The 13,928-nt window shown below is 69.8% G+C and carries 12 protein-coding genes; 7 read left to right on the top strand and 5 right to left on the bottom strand.

The features are described 5' to 3' along the window. Positions 1–116: 116 nt before the first annotated feature. Both AC1PLR_RS00100 and AC1PLR_RS00105 read right to left on the bottom strand, forming a co-directional pair. A complete protein-coding gene (locus AC1PLR_RS00100) occupies positions 117–1,133 on the bottom strand; it encodes a class 1 fructose-bisphosphatase (RefSeq protein ID WP_019799076.1) in 1,017 nt (338 codons plus the stop codon). 173 nt (positions 1,134–1,306) lie between these two features. Then, the gene (locus AC1PLR_RS00105) at positions 1,307–2,509 is read right to left on the bottom strand and encodes an amino acid aminotransferase (protein WP_010340653.1); all 1,203 of its coding nucleotides are present in this window, start codon (positions 2,507–2,509) and stop codon (positions 1,307–1,309) included. A 129-nt stretch (positions 2,510–2,638) separates the two neighbouring features. Here AC1PLR_RS00105 and AC1PLR_RS00110 point away from each other — a divergent pair, with 129 nt between their 5' ends. After that, positions 2,639–4,765 (top strand): TonB-dependent receptor family protein, encoded by a 2,127-nt coding sequence (locus AC1PLR_RS00110; protein WP_481102244.1) that lies wholly within the window; start codon positions 2,639–2,641, stop codon positions 4,763–4,765. 293 nt (positions 4,766–5,058) lie between these two features. Beyond that, complete coding sequence (locus AC1PLR_RS00115; RefSeq protein ID WP_481102245.1) at positions 5,059–5,529, top strand: hypothetical protein; 471 nt, start codon at positions 5,059–5,061, stop codon at positions 5,527–5,529. Between the two features lie 27 nt (positions 5,530–5,556). On the opposite strand, the gene AC1PLR_RS00120 is transcribed toward AC1PLR_RS00115, so the two are convergent. Next, a complete protein-coding gene (locus AC1PLR_RS00120) occupies positions 5,557–6,321 on the bottom strand; it encodes an SDR family oxidoreductase (protein WP_481102246.1) in 765 nt (254 codons plus the stop codon). A gap of 312 nt (positions 6,322–6,633) precedes the next feature. Beyond that, positions 6,634–8,532, bottom strand: a complete 1,899-nt coding sequence (locus tag AC1PLR_RS00125; protein ID WP_481102247.1) for a sigma-54-dependent Fis family transcriptional regulator — start codon at positions 8,530–8,532, stop codon at positions 6,634–6,636. Positions 8,533–8,779: 247 nt separating this feature from the next. Between AC1PLR_RS00125 and adh the strand changes: the two genes are divergently transcribed. From adh to AC1PLR_RS00140, 3 genes are all read left to right on the top strand, one after another. Beyond that, positions 8,780–10,309, top strand: a complete 1,530-nt coding sequence (gene adh / locus AC1PLR_RS00130; protein WP_481069925.1) for an aldehyde dehydrogenase — start codon at positions 8,780–8,782, stop codon at positions 10,307–10,309. Between the two features lie 126 nt (positions 10,310–10,435). Further along, a complete protein-coding gene (gene adhP, locus AC1PLR_RS00135; protein ID WP_481102248.1) occupies positions 10,436–11,464 on the top strand; it encodes an alcohol dehydrogenase AdhP in 1,029 nt (342 codons plus the stop codon). Next, complete coding sequence (locus tag AC1PLR_RS00140; RefSeq protein WP_481102249.1) at positions 11,464–11,859, top strand: DUF779 domain-containing protein; 396 nt, start codon at positions 11,464–11,466, stop codon at positions 11,857–11,859. Before adhP ends, AC1PLR_RS00140 begins: the two co-directional genes overlap by 1 nt. Before the next feature lie 191 nt (positions 11,860–12,050). Here AC1PLR_RS00140 and AC1PLR_RS00145 read toward each other — a convergent pair whose 3' ends face one another. Then, complete coding sequence (locus AC1PLR_RS00145; RefSeq protein ID WP_481099446.1) at positions 12,051–12,353, bottom strand: hypothetical protein; 303 nt, start codon at positions 12,351–12,353, stop codon at positions 12,051–12,053. Between the two features lie 162 nt (positions 12,354–12,515). Here AC1PLR_RS00145 and AC1PLR_RS00150 point away from each other — a divergent pair, with 162 nt between their 5' ends. Further along, the gene (locus tag AC1PLR_RS00150) at positions 12,516–12,911 is read left to right on the top strand and encodes a hypothetical protein (protein WP_481102250.1); all 396 of its coding nucleotides are present in this window, start codon (positions 12,516–12,518) and stop codon (positions 12,909–12,911) included. After that, positions 12,911–13,891: a non-homologous end joining protein Ku gene (gene ku / locus AC1PLR_RS00155; RefSeq protein ID WP_481102251.1), complete on the top strand. Its 981-nt coding sequence runs from the start codon at positions 12,911–12,913 to the stop codon at positions 13,889–13,891. Before AC1PLR_RS00150 ends, ku begins: the two co-directional genes overlap by 1 nt. Positions 13,892–13,928 lie beyond the last annotated feature (37 nt).

A 13,928-nucleotide genomic window follows, 5' to 3' on the forward strand; every position in this document is an offset into this window, starting at 1 on the left:
CGCCGACGCGACGCCTTGCGCGGAGCAGAGCAACGCCAGTTCACACCGCGCGATCCAATCCAATCCGAGGCGCGGGCTGGGTCGTTTCCTGCCCGCGCCATCGGCCGCTGTGTCGCTCAGGCATTCGCCGCGTCGTGTTCCAGGTGATACCGCACCGCCTCGGCCACCTCGTTCTTCGAGCCCAGGAACACAGGCACGCGCTGGTGCAGCTGTTCCGGTTGCAGGCCGAGGATGCGTGCGCGGCCGGTGCTGGCGGCGCCGCCGGCCTGCTCCACCAGCATGCCCATCGGGTTGGCTTCGTACATCAGCCGCAGCTTGCCGGCCTTGCCTGGGTCCTTCTTGTCCCAGGGATAGATGAAGATGCCGCCGCGGGTGAGGATGCGGTGCACGTCGGCGACCATGCTGGCGATCCAGCGCATGTTGAAGTTCTTGCCGCGCACGCCCTCGCTGCCGGCCAGCAGGTCGGCCACGTACTGCTGCATCGGCGCTTCCCAGTGGCGCTGGTTGGACATGTTGATCGCGAACTCGGCGGTGTCCTCGGGGATGCGCATGTCGGCCTGGGTCAGCAGGAAGCTGCCTTCCTCGCGCTCGAGGGTGAAGGCGTGGGTGCCGTGGCCCAGGGTCAGCACCAGCATCGTGCTGGGGCCGTAGATGCAGTAGCCGGCGGCGACCTGCGCGGTGCCCGGCTGCAGAAAGTGCTCGTCGCCGGGCTTGTCGGTGCCTGGGGGCGCGCGCAGCACCGAGAAGATGGTGCCGACCGAGACATTGACGTCGATGTTGGAGCTGCCGTCCAGCGGATCGAACAGCAACAGGAAATCGCCGCTGGGGTACTTGTCGGGCACCGGCTGGCAGTGGTCCATCTCTTCCGAGGCGCAGGCGGCGAGGTGGCCGCCCCAGGCGTTGGCTTCGAGCAGGATGTCGTTGCTGAGCACGTCCAGCTTCTTCTGCGCCTCACCCTGCACGTTGCCGGTGCCGGCATCGCCGAGCACGCCGCCCAGGGCGCCCTTGCTGACCGCGATGGAGATGCGCTTGCAGGCGCGGGACACGATCGTGATGAGCTGGCGCAGTTCCGGGCCGATACGCCCGGCATGCTGTTCTTCGATCAGGAAGCGGGTCAGCGACGTTCGCGACATGGGCAGGACGGCCTTGCGTGAGAAAGGGGACCGCCATTGTCGCGGGTTGCGCGGTAGATTTCGATCAACGGTGTTCCACGATCCTTTCCGCGCCTGCAGACGCGGCCGCCACGCAGGCACAAAAAAGCCGGAAGCGCAGGGCGCTCTCGGCTCCAAGGCAGGACCGCGGGGACTCAGCCCTTATGCACGGTCGCCACGGCTTGAGTCACGTAGTCCAGGTTCTTCTGGCTCAACGCGGCCACGCAGATGCGGCCGGTGCCGACCGCGTAGATGCCGAACTCCTCGCGCAGCCGGTCCACCTGCGCCTTGCTCAGGCCCGAGTAGGAGAACATGCCGGCCTGCTGCTGGATGAAGCCGAACTCCGGCGCGCCGAGGGCGGCCAGCTTCTGCACCATGCCGGCGCGCAGGGCGTGGATGCGCTCGCGCATCTCGGTCAGCTCCTGCTCCCACATCGCGCGCAGTTCCGGGCTGTTGAGTACCCCGGCAACCAGCGCGGCGCCGTGCGTGGACGGGCTGGAGTAGATGGTGCGGATGATGCGCTTGACCTGCGACTGCACCGCCTTGCTCTCGGCGGCGTTGGCCGAGACCACCGACAGCGCGCCGACGCGCTCGCCGTACAGCGAGAACGACTTGGAGTACGAACTGGCGACCACGTAGTTGTCGATGCCGACCTCGGCCAGCAGGCGCACCGCGTAGGCGTCGGCATCGATGCCCTTGTCGAAGCCCTGGTAGGCGATGTCCACGAACGGGAACAGGTTACGTTCCTTCAGCAGCTCGGCCACGGTGCGCCACTGCGCCTGGCTCAGGTCGGCGCCGGTCGGGTTGTGGCAGCAGGCATGCAGCAGCACCACGCTGCCGGGGGCGAGCGCGCGCAGGTCGGCGAGCATGCCGTCGAAGTTCAGGCCGTGGCTGGCCGGATCGAAATAGGTGTAGTCGACCACGTCGAAGCCGGCGGCGGTGAACACCGCGCGGTGGTTCTCCCAGCTCGGGTTGCTGATGGCGATGGTCGAGGTGGACAGCAGCTTCTTCAGCAGGTCCGCGCCCACGCGCAGCGCGCCGCTGCCGCCGACGGTCTGCGAGGTGGCGACGCGGCCGGCGGCCAGCAGCGGCGACTCGGCGCCGAACAGCAGTTTCTGCGTGGCCAGGTCGTAGGCGGGCAGGCCGTCGATCGGCAGGTAGCCGCGCGGCTTGGCTTCCTGCGCCAGCTGCTGCTCGATCTGCTGCACGGCGCGCAGCAGCGGGATGCGGCCGTTTTCGTCGTAGTAGATGCCCACGCCCAGGTTGACCTTGGTCGGGCGGGAGTCGGCGTTGTAGGCCTCGGTCAGGCCCAGGATCGGGTCGCCTGGGACCTGTTCCACGTTTGCAAAGAAGGACACGGCGGTACTCGTTCGGTGGCGGAGGTGGGGGCCGGAAGGACCGGAGCCGGCGCGGTCAAACACCTCATCCTAACAAACGCTGCCGCGCTTGGCCGGTGCGGCCGGGCGGCAGTTGGGCGATGATGGGCCATGTCTTCTTCCCTGCCCTCCGCCCTGCTCTGCGGGGCCTGCGCCCTGGCGCTGTCGTCCCTGGTCCACGCCGCTCCTGCCGAGGAGCCGGCCACCACCCTGCCCGCCTTGCAGGTCCAGGCCGCCCGCGTCGGCGGCGTGGCCGATTTCGACCTGCCGGCGTCGCTGACCACCACCGGCCTGGGCGACAGCGACCGCCTCGGCATCCAGGCATCCGAGGCGCTGGTCGGGGTGCCCGGCCTGCTCGCGCGCGATCGCCAGAACTACGCGCAGGACACCCAGCTGTCGATTCGCGGCTTCGGCGCGCGCTCGGCGTTCGGCGTGCGCGGGGTGCGCCTGCTGCTGGACGGCATCCCGGCGACGATGCCGGACGGCCAGGGCCAGCTGTCCAACTTCAACCTGTTCGGCAGCGAGCGGGTCGAGGTGCTGCGCGGGCCGTTCTCGGCGCTGTACGGCAATTCCTCCGGCGGCGTGGTGCAGCTGTGGAGCGCCGACGGCCAGCCGGACGATCCCTGGCGGCTGCGCAGCGCGATCGGCAGCCACGGTACCGCGGCGCTCAGCGCCCAGGCGCTGGGCCAGCAAGGCGAGGTCCACTACAACCTGGCCGCCACCCATTTCAGCACCGATGGCTACCGCGACCACAGCCACGCCCAGCGCACCACCTTCAACGCCAAGATCGGCATCGATCTGGCGCCGGGGCGGCGCCTGGACCTGCTGCTCAACGCGCTGGAGGCGCCCGATGCGCAGGATCCGCTGGGCCTGAGCCGCGCCCAGGCCGCTGCCGACCCGCGCCAGGCCACCGCCGCGGCCAGCCAGTTCGACACCCGCAAGTCCACCCGCCAGGTCCAGGCCGGCGCCATCTTCACCCAGCAGGTGGACCAGCAGACCTGGCGCCTGATGGGCTACGCCGGGCGCCGCGACGTCACCCAATACCTCTCGGTTCCGGTGAGCGCGCAGAGCAACCCGCTCAACGCCGGCGGGGTGATCGACCTGGACGGCGACTACGGCGGCCTCGACGCGCGCTGGGCCTGGCAGGGCGAACTGGGCGGCCGCGCGTTCCAGTTCACCGTCGGCGCCAATGCCGACCGCCAGCAACAGCACCGCACCGGCTACGAGAACTTCGTCGGCAGCACGCTCGGAGTGAAGGGCCGGCTGCGGCGCGACCAGCAGGACCGGGTGGAGAACGTGGACCAGTTCGCCCAGGCCTGGTGGCAGTTCGCCGAGCGCTGGTCGCTGCTGGCCGGCCTGCGCCACAGCCAGGTACGGTTCCGCTCGGACGACGCCTACATCGTCGGCCGCAACCCCGACGACAGCGGCCGCACCGACTATGCCGCGACCACGCCGGTGGCCGGACTGGTGTTCCGCGTCACCGACGACCTGCGGCTCTACGCCTCGGCCGGGCGCGGCTTCGAGACCCCGACCTTCAACGAGCTGGGCTACCGCCGCGACGGCGGCGCCGGCCTGGCCCTGGACCTGGCCGCGGCGCGCAGCCAGAACCTGGAACTGGGCGCGAAGTGGCGCAACGCCGCCGGCGCCAGCTGGGACGCGGCGCTGTTCCGCGCCAGCACCGACGACGAACTGGCGGTGGCCAGCAACACCAACGGCCGCAGCACCTACCGCAACATCGGCCGTACCCGCCGCCAGGGCGCCGAGACCAGCCTGACCCTGCCGCTGGGCGACAGCGCGCAACTGCAGCTGGCCTACACCTGGCTGCAGGCGACGGTGCGCCAGGCCTACCTGACCTGCGCCAGCAGCGGCTGCGCGACGCCCACCGCGGTGGTGGCCGCCGGCACCCGCCTGCCCGGCGTGCCGCAGCAGCAACTGTTCGCGCGCTGGCAGTGGCAGCCGCGCGCCTGGCAGTTCGCGGTCGAGGGCGTGGCCGCCGGCGACACCGTGGTCAACGACCTGGCCAGCGAGGCCGCGCCCGGCTACGCCCTGCTCAACCTGGAAGCGGCGCGGCGCTGGACCACCGCGCACGGCACCCTGCGCACCTTCGCGCGCATCGACAACGCGTTCGATCGCCGCTACATCGGTTCGGTCATCGTCAACGACGGCAATGGCCGTTACTACGAGCCGGGGCCGGATCGCAGCTATACTGTCGGGCTGCAGTGGGACTTGCCGCACTGAGTTGGTCTTAGGCGGGGAGCATCTCCCAGCGCCATCCGAGCGTGGCGTTTTTCGGTAGTTCGCTGATCGCCGCTAGCGATGGGCGGCACCATGGGACGCGGGAATCCTGTTCGGCGGTGGCGCAGGACTGCTTCGTCGAGCAGCGCCGGAGCCCCTGCCCTGACCTGTCCGCGGGTCCTGCGGCACACCGTGGCATGCGCGCTTCACAAACCGCCGCCGGCGACGCTTAGACGCAGGGAAGGCAGCGCCGCATGGATGGCCCATGCAGGCGTCGATGTCGCGGAGGGATTGCCGTGGAAGACAAGCTCGACCGGTTGCTGAGCGACGTCGCCCGGCTCAAGCAGGCGCTGCAGACGCGGAAAACCCCGGCCGAGCGCGCGTTCCGGCTCCTGGAGAAGATGCTGGCGCCGTTGGCGATGGCGGTGTTGGCGTTCTACGGCAATGCCGCCGCGGACAAGATTTCCGCAGGCCAGTTGGCGCTGGCGAAGCTCAGCGTGGAAGACAAGAACAGTGAATTTGCGCGCTCGTTGCAGAGCAAGTACGTGGAACTCTTCTACGCCGACATCACCTCGGGCGATCCGGTGCGGCAAGGCCACGCGCTGGGCCTGCTGCGCCTGATGGATCCACCGCTGGCGCTGCAACTGGCGGCGTTCGTCGCGACCAGTCCAACGGCGCCGCCGGCGCTCAAGGCGCAGGCCGAAGCCACCGGCCGGCAGATCCGGCGCGAACCCCGCGCACCGGCGGCACCGGCACGGTCGCGATGAGCCAGGCCGACGGCAGCAGCGCGCCGCTCAACTGCGGTTGATCGACACCCCGCCGTCGACCAGCATCGCGCTGCCGGTCACGAACGCGGCTTCGTCCGAGGCCAGGAACAGCGCGGCCCGCGCCAGTTCGTCCGGCTGCGCCAGGCGCTTGAGCGCATGCAGCTGCGCGACCTGCGCCAGCGCCTCTGGCGTGCCGTTCATCGCCTCCGCCATCTGCGTGTGCGTGCCGCCCGGCAGCAAGGCGTTGACCCGGATCGCCTGCGGTCCGAACTCCGCTGCCAGCGCCTGGGTCAGGCCGATCAGGCCGGCCTTGCTGGCGGCATAGGAGGCGGTGCACGGGAAGCCGACGGTGTGGCCGACGAAGGTCGAGGTGAAGATCACCGACCCGCCGCCGCGTGCCAGCATCGCCGGAATCTGATGCTTGGCGCCGAAGAATGCGCCGCTGAGATTGATGTCGAGCGCGTCGCGCCAGGCCTGCGCCTGCAGCTGCGTGGTCGGCACCAGGGTGCCCAGGGTGCCGGCATTGTTGAAGCCGATGTCCAGGCCGCCGAAGCGCTCGCTGGCCAACGCCACCAACGCCTGCGCATAGGCCTCCTCGCGGACGTCGCCGGCCAGCCACGCGGCCTGGCCGCCGGCCTCCTCGATCTCCGCGGCGATTGTCTGCAGCAGCGCGCCGCGGCGCGCGCCCAGCACCACGCATGCGCCTTCGCGTGCGAACAGGTGCGCCGCGGCGTGGCCGATGCCGGAACTGGCGCCGGTGATGAGCGCGATCTTGCCGTGCAAGCGTTGCATGTGATGCTCCATGGTCTTGAAGGAACCTGGAGCATCGTCGGCGCCGCCGCGCGCTGCTCGCCGTGTTCGGACGCGGCAGTCGCGGGCGATGGATCGTCCGAAAGATGCGTTGGATGCGAGAGCGGCGGCCAACCGTGACGCGGCGTCCTGCGAGATCTGTCGAAACTCGGCAAGAAGCACTGCTGTCCTGTAGGAGCGGCTTCAGCCGCGACTGGCATGACCGATGGAGTCGCGTCGCGGCTGAAGCCGCTCCTGCGAGAAACCCGACGTCGACAACCGCGCGGCGCAGCCGGCACGCAGCGAAACGCGATCTCAGTGCGCGCCCAACTGCAGCCGCCGGTACAGCGTGCTGCGGCTGATGCCGAGCCGGCGTGCGGCCTGCGAGACGTTGCCGTTGCAAGCGTCCAGAGCCTGGCGCATGGCGCCGAGCGCGAGACTGTCGAGGTCGGCATCGGGCAACGGCATCGCGGTGCCGGCGTTGCTGCCCTGCTCTGCCGCGCGCACGCCGGGCAGATAGGCCGGCAACGCGTCGCTATCGACCAGCGCGTCCGGATCGCTCAGCGCCACCAGCGTGCGCAGGCAGGCCACCAGCTGGCGCAGATTGCCCGGCCACGCATAGGCGCTCAGCGTCGCCAGGGCGGCCTCGGTCAGGCGCCTGCCCTGGCCAAGCCGCGTCCACAGCTCGGCGACCAGCGTGCGCCGGTCCGGATGCGCGCGCAGCGCCGGCACCTGCACGCAGTGGTGGGCGATGCGGTAGTACAGGTCGGGGCGGAAGCGCTGCTCGGCCATCGCCGCGTCCAGGTCGCGGTGGGTGGCGCAGATCAGCGCGAAATCCAGCTTCACCGGCTTGCCGCCGCCCAGCGGCAGCAGTTCGCGCTCCTGCAGTACACGCAGCAACCGCGGCTGCAGGGCCAGCGGCATGTCGCCGATCTCGTCCAGGAACAGCACGCCGCCATCGGCCTGACGCAACAGCCCCGGATTGCCGTGCTTGCGCGCGCCGGTGAAGGCGCCGTCCTCGTAGCCGAACAGTTCCGCTTCGATCAGCCCTTCCGGCAGCGCCGCGCAGTTGACCGCCACGAACGGGCGCCCGGCGCGTGCGCTGCGCCGGTGCAGTTCGCGCGCGAACACTTCCTTGCCGGTGCCGGTCTCGCCCTGCACCAGCACCGGCAGTTGCGCGTCGAGCACGCGCCGCGCGCGTTCCAGCGCCAGCTCCTGTGCGGCGTCGAACAGCGGTGCGTCGGACGCCGCCGCCGCCGAAGGCCGCGACGACGCGGTCACGGTGATCGGCGCCTGCTGCGGGCGCCGCCGCGGACGGTCGTCGGCCGGGCTGTCGATGCGTCCGTGCAGCGCCCGTCCCTGCAGATCGAACACGCTGCCCTGCTGGCGCAGCCGCGACAGCGGCTCTTCGAACAGCGCCTCGTAGGGCGCGCGGCCGAGTTCGTGGCGCTCCAGCCCGAACAGCCGCAACCCGGCCTGGTTGGCGGCCACCAGGCGGCCGTTGCGGAAGGCCAGCAGCGCCTCGCGTGCGGTGCCGAGCAGCGCCGGGTCGTGGTGCACGCGCAGCAGTTCGCAGCCGGGAATGCCGTCGTCGAAATAGCGGTGCTCGATGTTGGCCACCGCCATCCGCGCCAGCGCCAGCGCGTGCATGTGCTGCACGCTGGCGTCGCCGGAGATGTCGAGCACGCCAGCGAGGGCGCCGTACGGATCGAAGATCGGCACCGCGGCGCAACTGAGGATCTGGTGCGGGGCGAAGTAGTGTTCGCCACCGCGCACTTCCACCGAGCGGCTTTCGACGATCGCCGTGCCGATCGCGTTGGTGCCGACCTGGGGTTCGCTCCAGCATGCGCCGGGCATCAGCGCCACCCTGCCCGCCTTGTCGAGGAAGCGCGGGCTGCCTTCGGCATCGAGGATCCAGCCGGCCTCGTCGGTGAGCAGCACGATGCTGCCTGTGGCCGCGGCGTCGCCGGCCAGGCCTTCCAGTTCGGCGCGGGCCAGCCGCCACAGTCGCTCGTGCGCCTCGCGCAGGGCGCGCAGGCGCGAGGCCTCCAGTGGCTCGATCGCCGGTTTGGCGTCCGCGGCCAGGCCCAGGCGCTGGCAGCGCTGCCACGACTGCAGGATGGTGTCGGGCACCTGCCCGACCGGCGCGCCGCCGCGTTCGAAAAAGGCCCGGCGGGCCTGGCCGAGTTGGTGTTGCGAAGGGTGCTGCGCCATGTCCGGCTCCGCTGTCGCAGATTGCGACACCTGGTGATACGGGTGTTCCGATAAACAGCACATCCGCCGGCGCGGTGCAATCAGCAGGCGTGGCGCAACGCAGCAAAACCGGGCGGGGTGCGTCGCTGTGTCGCGGTGCGAACGCGTGACGCGGCGCAGCACGCAAAACCTGGCATCGGTCTTGCGCATGTGCAGCTACCCGGACGGGCCTGCCCTGTCCTTCTCGACCGCCGAAGGAGACACCACGATGAATGCCGTCAGCACCGCCAAGCCGCATGCCACCGATCCGCAGTCCATCTTCAAGTCGCGCTACGGCAACTTCATCGGCGGCAAGTGGGTGGAGCCGAAGAGCGGGCAGTATTTCGACAACAGCACGCCGATCACCGGCAAGGTGTTTACCGCGGTGGCGCGCTCCAACGCCGAGGACATCGAGGCTGCGCTCGACGCCGCGCACGCCGCCAAGGACGCCTGGGGCAAGACCTCCAGCACCGAGCGCAGCAACGTGCTGCTGAAGATCGCCGACCGCATCGAGCAGAACCTGGAACTGCTGGCCTATGCCGAGACCTGGGACAACGGCAAGCCGGTGCGCGAGACGCTCAACGCCGACGTGCCGCTGTGCGTGGACCACTTCCGCTATTTCGCCGGTGCGGTGCGCGCGCAGGAAGGCGGCATCTCCGAGATCGACCACGACACCATCGCCTACCACTTCCACGAGCCGCTCGGCGTGGTCGGCCAGATCATTCCGTGGAACTTCCCGCTGCTGATGGCGTGCTGGAAGCTTGCGCCAGCGCTGGCCGCCGGCAACTGCGTGGTGATGAAGCCGGCCGAGCAGACCCCGGCCTCGATCCTGGTGCTGATGGAGGTGATCGGCGACCTGTTGCCGCCGGGCGTGCTCAACGTGGTCAACGGCTTCGGCCTGGAGGCGGGCAAGCCGCTGGCCAGCAATCCGCGCATCGCCAAGATCGCCTTCACCGGCGAGACCACCACCGGCCGGCTGATCATGCAGTACGCCAGCCAGAACCTGATCCCGGTGACGCTGGAACTGGGTGGCAAGTCGCCCAACATCTTCTTCGCCGACGTGATGGCCGAGGACGACGACTTCCTCGACAAGGCGGTGGAAGGTTTCGTGCTGTTCGCCTTCAACCAGGGCGAGGTGTGCACCTGCCCGTCGCGCGCGCTGATCCAGGAATCGATCTACGACAAGTTCATGGAGAAGGCGCTCAAGCGCGTGGCGGCGATCAAGCAGGGCAACCCGCTCGATCCCAACACCATGGTCGGCGCGCAGGCCTCCAGCGAGCAGCTGGAGAAGATCCTGTCCTACATCGACATCGGCAAGCAGGAAGGCGCCGAAGTGCTGATCGGCGGCGAGCGCAACGCGCTGGATGGCGAGCTGGCCGGCGGCTTCTACGTCAAGCCCACGGTGTTCAAGGGCCACAACAGGATGCGCGTGTTCCAGGAGGAGATCTTCGGCCCGGTGGTGTCGGTGACCACCTTCAAGGACGAGGCCGAGGCGCTGGCGATCGCCAACGACACGCTGTACGGCCTGGGCGCCGGCGTGTGGAGCCGCGATGCGGCGCGGCTGTACCGCATGGGCCGCGCGATCCAGGCCGGGCGCGTGTGGACCAACTGCTACCACGCCTACCCGGCGCATGCCGCGTTCGGCGGCTACAAGCAGTCGGGCATCGGCCGCGAGAACCACAAGATGATGCTCGACCACTACCAGCAGACCAAGAACCTGCTGGTCAGCTACTCGCCGAAGGCGCTCGGCTTCTTCTGACGTGCGGGCAGGGCGGCGGCACGCGCACAGGCGTGTCGTCGCGTTGCCGCCAACTGATCTGGATCAAGGCAATCCGTCGCCGGTCGCGCGATGGTGACAGTACCCGTTTTTCTCAGGAGCGTTGCAATGGACAAGACGATGAAAGCCGCCGTGGTGCGGGAATTCGGCAAGCCGCTGGCGATCGAGGAAGTGGCGGTGCCGCGGCCGCAGGCCGGCGACATCCTGGTCAAGATCGAAGCCTGCGGCGTGTGCCACACCGACCTGCACGCGGCCGAAGGCGACTGGCCGGTGAAGCCGAACCCGCCGTTCATTCCCGGCCACGAGGGCGTGGGCCATGTGGTGGCGGTGGGCGCCGGCGTGGACCACGTCAGGGAAGGCGATCGCGTCGGCATTCCGTGGCTGTATTCGGCCTGCGGCCATTGCGAGCATTGCCTGGGCGGCTGGGAAACCCTGTGCGAGACGCAGCAGAACACCGGCTACTCGGTCAACGGCGGCTTCGCCGAGTACGCGCTGGCCAATGCCAACTACGTCGGCCACCTGCCGAAGGGCATCGGCTTCGTCGAGGTCGCGCCGATCCTGTGCGCCGGCGTCACCGTGTACAAGGGCCTGAAGGTCACCGACACCAAGCCCGGCAACTGGGTGGTGATCTCCGGCATCGGCGGCCTCGGCCACATGGCGGTGCAGTACGCCAAGGCGATGGGCCTGAACGTGGCCGCGGTGGATGTGGACGACGCCAAGCTGGCGCTGGCCTCGCGCCTGGGCGCGACGGTGACGGTGAACGCGCGCACGACCGATCCGGTGGCGTACCTGAAGAAGGAAATCGGCGGCGCGCACGGTGCGCTGGTCACCGCGGTCTCGCCGAAGGCGTTCGAGCAGGCCATCGGCATGGTCCGCCGCGGCGGCACCGTGTCGCTCAACGGCCTGCCGCCGGGCCAGTTCCCGCTGGACATCTTCGGCATGGTGCTCAACGGCGTGACCGTGCGTGGCTCGATCGTCGGTACGCGTCTGGACCTGCAGGAGTCGCTGGAATTCGCCGAGCAGGGCAAGGTGGCCGCGACCGTGGCCACCGACACCCTGGACAACGTCAACGACGTGTTCGCACGCATGCATGCCGGCAAGATCGAAGGCCGCATCGTGCTGGACATGGCCACCTGATGGACGCGTCCGCGCCCGCCGACGCGCTGCCGCCGCAGGTGCTGGCGACGCTGCCGGCGCTGCAGCTGATCGCCAAGCTGCGGGCGCGGCACGGCGCACTGCTGTTCCACCAGTCCGGCGGCTGCTGCGACGGTTCCTCGCCGATGTGTTATCCGCAGGACGACTTTATCGTCGGCGACCGCGACGTGCTGCTGGGCGAGATTGGGCAGGCGCCGTTCTACATCAGCCCGTCGCAGTTCGCCTACTGGAAGCACACCCAGCTGATCATCGACGTAGTGCCCGGCCGCGGCGGCATGTTCTCGCTGGAGAACGGCGAGGGCGTACGCTTCCTGGTGCGCTCGCGCCTGTTCACCGACAGCGAGTACGCCGCGCTGAAGGCGGCGGGGAAGGTGTAGGAGCGGCTTCAGCCGCGACAGGGCGTTTCTCGATCTCGCGTGGTCGCGGCTGAAGCCGCTCCTACAGTAGGAACCCCGGTGTGGGAGGCGCTGTTGCGATTCCCCATTCCCTATTCCCCAATCCCGGCTCCATCGCGGCTGAAGCCGCTCCTACCGATGTGATGCATCGCGCCGACGATGCCCTGGGTGGCCTACGACGCCTTCGGCGGCTTCGCCGGCACGAACGGGGACACCGGGTCGCTGGCGGGAAAGGTTTCTTCCAGCGCTTCGTCCTGGTTGGCGTCGGCGTGCCGTCCGTGCGCGGTGTCCGGCGTGGAGTGCGCCGGCGTGTCCGGCGGGGCAGGGCGATCCTCGCCGGTGCGTGGTTCGTGTTCGACGATGGTCTCGGGCCGGTCGCCGGCGCCGCGGTCTTCGCTGAGCTGCGTCTCGCGTTTGCCGCGTTGTTCGCCGGGGAGGGGGGCCGCGCGGCGCAGCGGGTCGGTGGGCGTGGACATGTCCGGTTCCTCCAGAGGAATGGCGGCGGAGGTCCAGTTCACCGCCGCGGCAGTGAAGCCATTGCGAATCGCGGCCCTTGCACGCGTCGGTCACGAACCGCTAACGGGGCGGGCGCTACTGCTGCGCATCCCCCCGCCGACGTTGCCGCCCGGAGCCCTGCCATGCGCCCCAGCGACCGCCCCGACCCGCTGCTGTTCAACGCCCATCTGGACCCCTTGCCGAGCGTGCCGCCGCCGCGCCGCCGTGGCGCCGCGCCGCGCCCGCACGATGCGCCGGATTACCGCCGCTACAGCCTGGCCGACTACCGCCAGCGCCGTGCGCGCCACCGCACCCCGTGGCGCGACCTGTGCCCGGCCTATGCCTTCGCCCTGCAGACCCACGCCCGCGGCTGGCCGCGCGGACCGGAGGCCGAGACCGATGGCGAACTGGCCGCGCATTGGGACCTGGTGCGCGGCGACTCGCGGCTGGACTGGGATCAGGCGCGGCAGGTGGTCGAGGACGCCTGGCAGGCGCTGGACCACCTGCCGGCGCAGGCGACCGGCATGGAGGCGCACTGATGCCGCGCCCGATCTGGACCGGCACGCTGTCCTTCGGCCTGCTCAACGTGCCGGTATCGCTGATGTCCGGCGAACGCCGGGTCGACCTGCACTTCCGCATGCTCGACGCGCGCGACAAGCGCCCGATCCGCTTCGAGCGGGTCAATGCCGACACCGGCGAGGAAGTGCCGTGGAAGGACATCGTCAAGGCCTACGAATACAGCAAGGGCAACTACGTGGTGGTCGAGCAGCAGGACATCGCCTCGGCCGCGCCGGAGAGCCACGAGGCGGTGGAGGTGGAGGCCTTCGTCGACGCCGCCGAGATCGACCTGCGCTATTTCGAAAAGCCCTACGTGCTCGTGCCGGGCAAGAAGGCCGAGAAGGGCTATGTGCTGCTGCGCGAGACCCTGCGCAGCACCGGCAAGGTCGGCATCGCGCGGGTGGTGATCCGCACCCGCGAATACCTGTCGGCGGTGATGCCGCTGCAGGACGCACTGGTGCTGATCCTGCTGCGCTATCCACAGGAACTGGTGGACCTGGACGACTACACGCTGCCCAGCGGCAAGGCGGCCGACTACCGGATCAGCGCCAAGGAAACCGAGATGGCGGCGCAGCTGATCGACTCGATGTCCGGGCGCTGGGACCCCGACGCCTACCACGACGAATTCCGCGAGCGGCTGCATGCGGTGATCCAGAAGCGGATCAAGGCGCAGGAGGGCACCACCCAGGTCGACGAGGACGCCGAGGCGCCGCAGCGCGAGGACGCCACCACCAACGTGGTCGACTTCATGTCGCTGCTGCAGAAGAGCCTGGAGGCCAAGAAGCGCACGCCGGCCAAACAGGACGAGCGCGTGCCGGTGCGCAAGACCGCGACGAAGAAGAGCGGCAAGCCGGCCAAGAGCGCGGCCGGCAAGGCCAAGAAGGCGACGCGGGCCAAACCGGCGGCGGCCAAGGCCAAGCCGGCCGCGCGCAAGGCGCCGGCGCGGCGCAAGGCCGGCTAGGGCAGGTCGGTTGCGGCGGCGCCAGGGCCGCCGCGAC

The sequence above is a fragment of the Xanthomonas sp. NCPPB 3570 genome, assembly GCF_056725115.1.

What these genes read in the sequence shown, in the direction of transcription:
- AC1PLR_RS00100 (WP_019799076.1), bottom strand. Translation starts at nt 1,133, where the DNA reads ATGTCGCGAACGTCGCTGACCCGCTTCCTGATCGAAGAACAGCATGCC.
- AC1PLR_RS00110 (WP_481102244.1), top strand. Translation starts at nt 2,639, where the DNA reads ATGTCTTCTTCCCTGCCCTCCGCCCTGCTCTGCGGGGCCTGCGCCCTG.
- AC1PLR_RS00120 (WP_481102246.1), bottom strand. Translation starts at nt 6,321, where the DNA reads ATGCAACGCTTGCACGGCAAGATCGCGCTCATCACCGGCGCCAGTTCC.
- AC1PLR_RS00125 (WP_481102247.1), bottom strand. Translation starts at nt 8,532, where the DNA reads ATGGCGCAGCACCCTTCGCAACACCAACTCGGCCAGGCCCGCCGGGCC.
- adh (WP_481069925.1), top strand. Translation starts at nt 8,780, where the DNA reads ATGAATGCCGTCAGCACCGCCAAGCCGCATGCCACCGATCCGCAGTCC.
- adhP (WP_481102248.1), top strand. Translation starts at nt 10,436, where the DNA reads ATGGACAAGACGATGAAAGCCGCCGTGGTGCGGGAATTCGGCAAGCCG.
- AC1PLR_RS00140 (WP_481102249.1), top strand. Translation starts at nt 11,464, where the DNA reads ATGGACGCGTCCGCGCCCGCCGACGCGCTGCCGCCGCAGGTGCTGGCG.
- AC1PLR_RS00145 (WP_481099446.1), bottom strand. Translation starts at nt 12,353, where the DNA reads ATGTCCACGCCCACCGACCCGCTGCGCCGCGCGGCCCCCCTCCCCGGC.
- AC1PLR_RS00150 (WP_481102250.1), top strand. Translation starts at nt 12,516, where the DNA reads ATGCGCCCCAGCGACCGCCCCGACCCGCTGCTGTTCAACGCCCATCTG.
- ku (WP_481102251.1), top strand. Translation starts at nt 12,911, where the DNA reads ATGCCGCGCCCGATCTGGACCGGCACGCTGTCCTTCGGCCTGCTCAAC.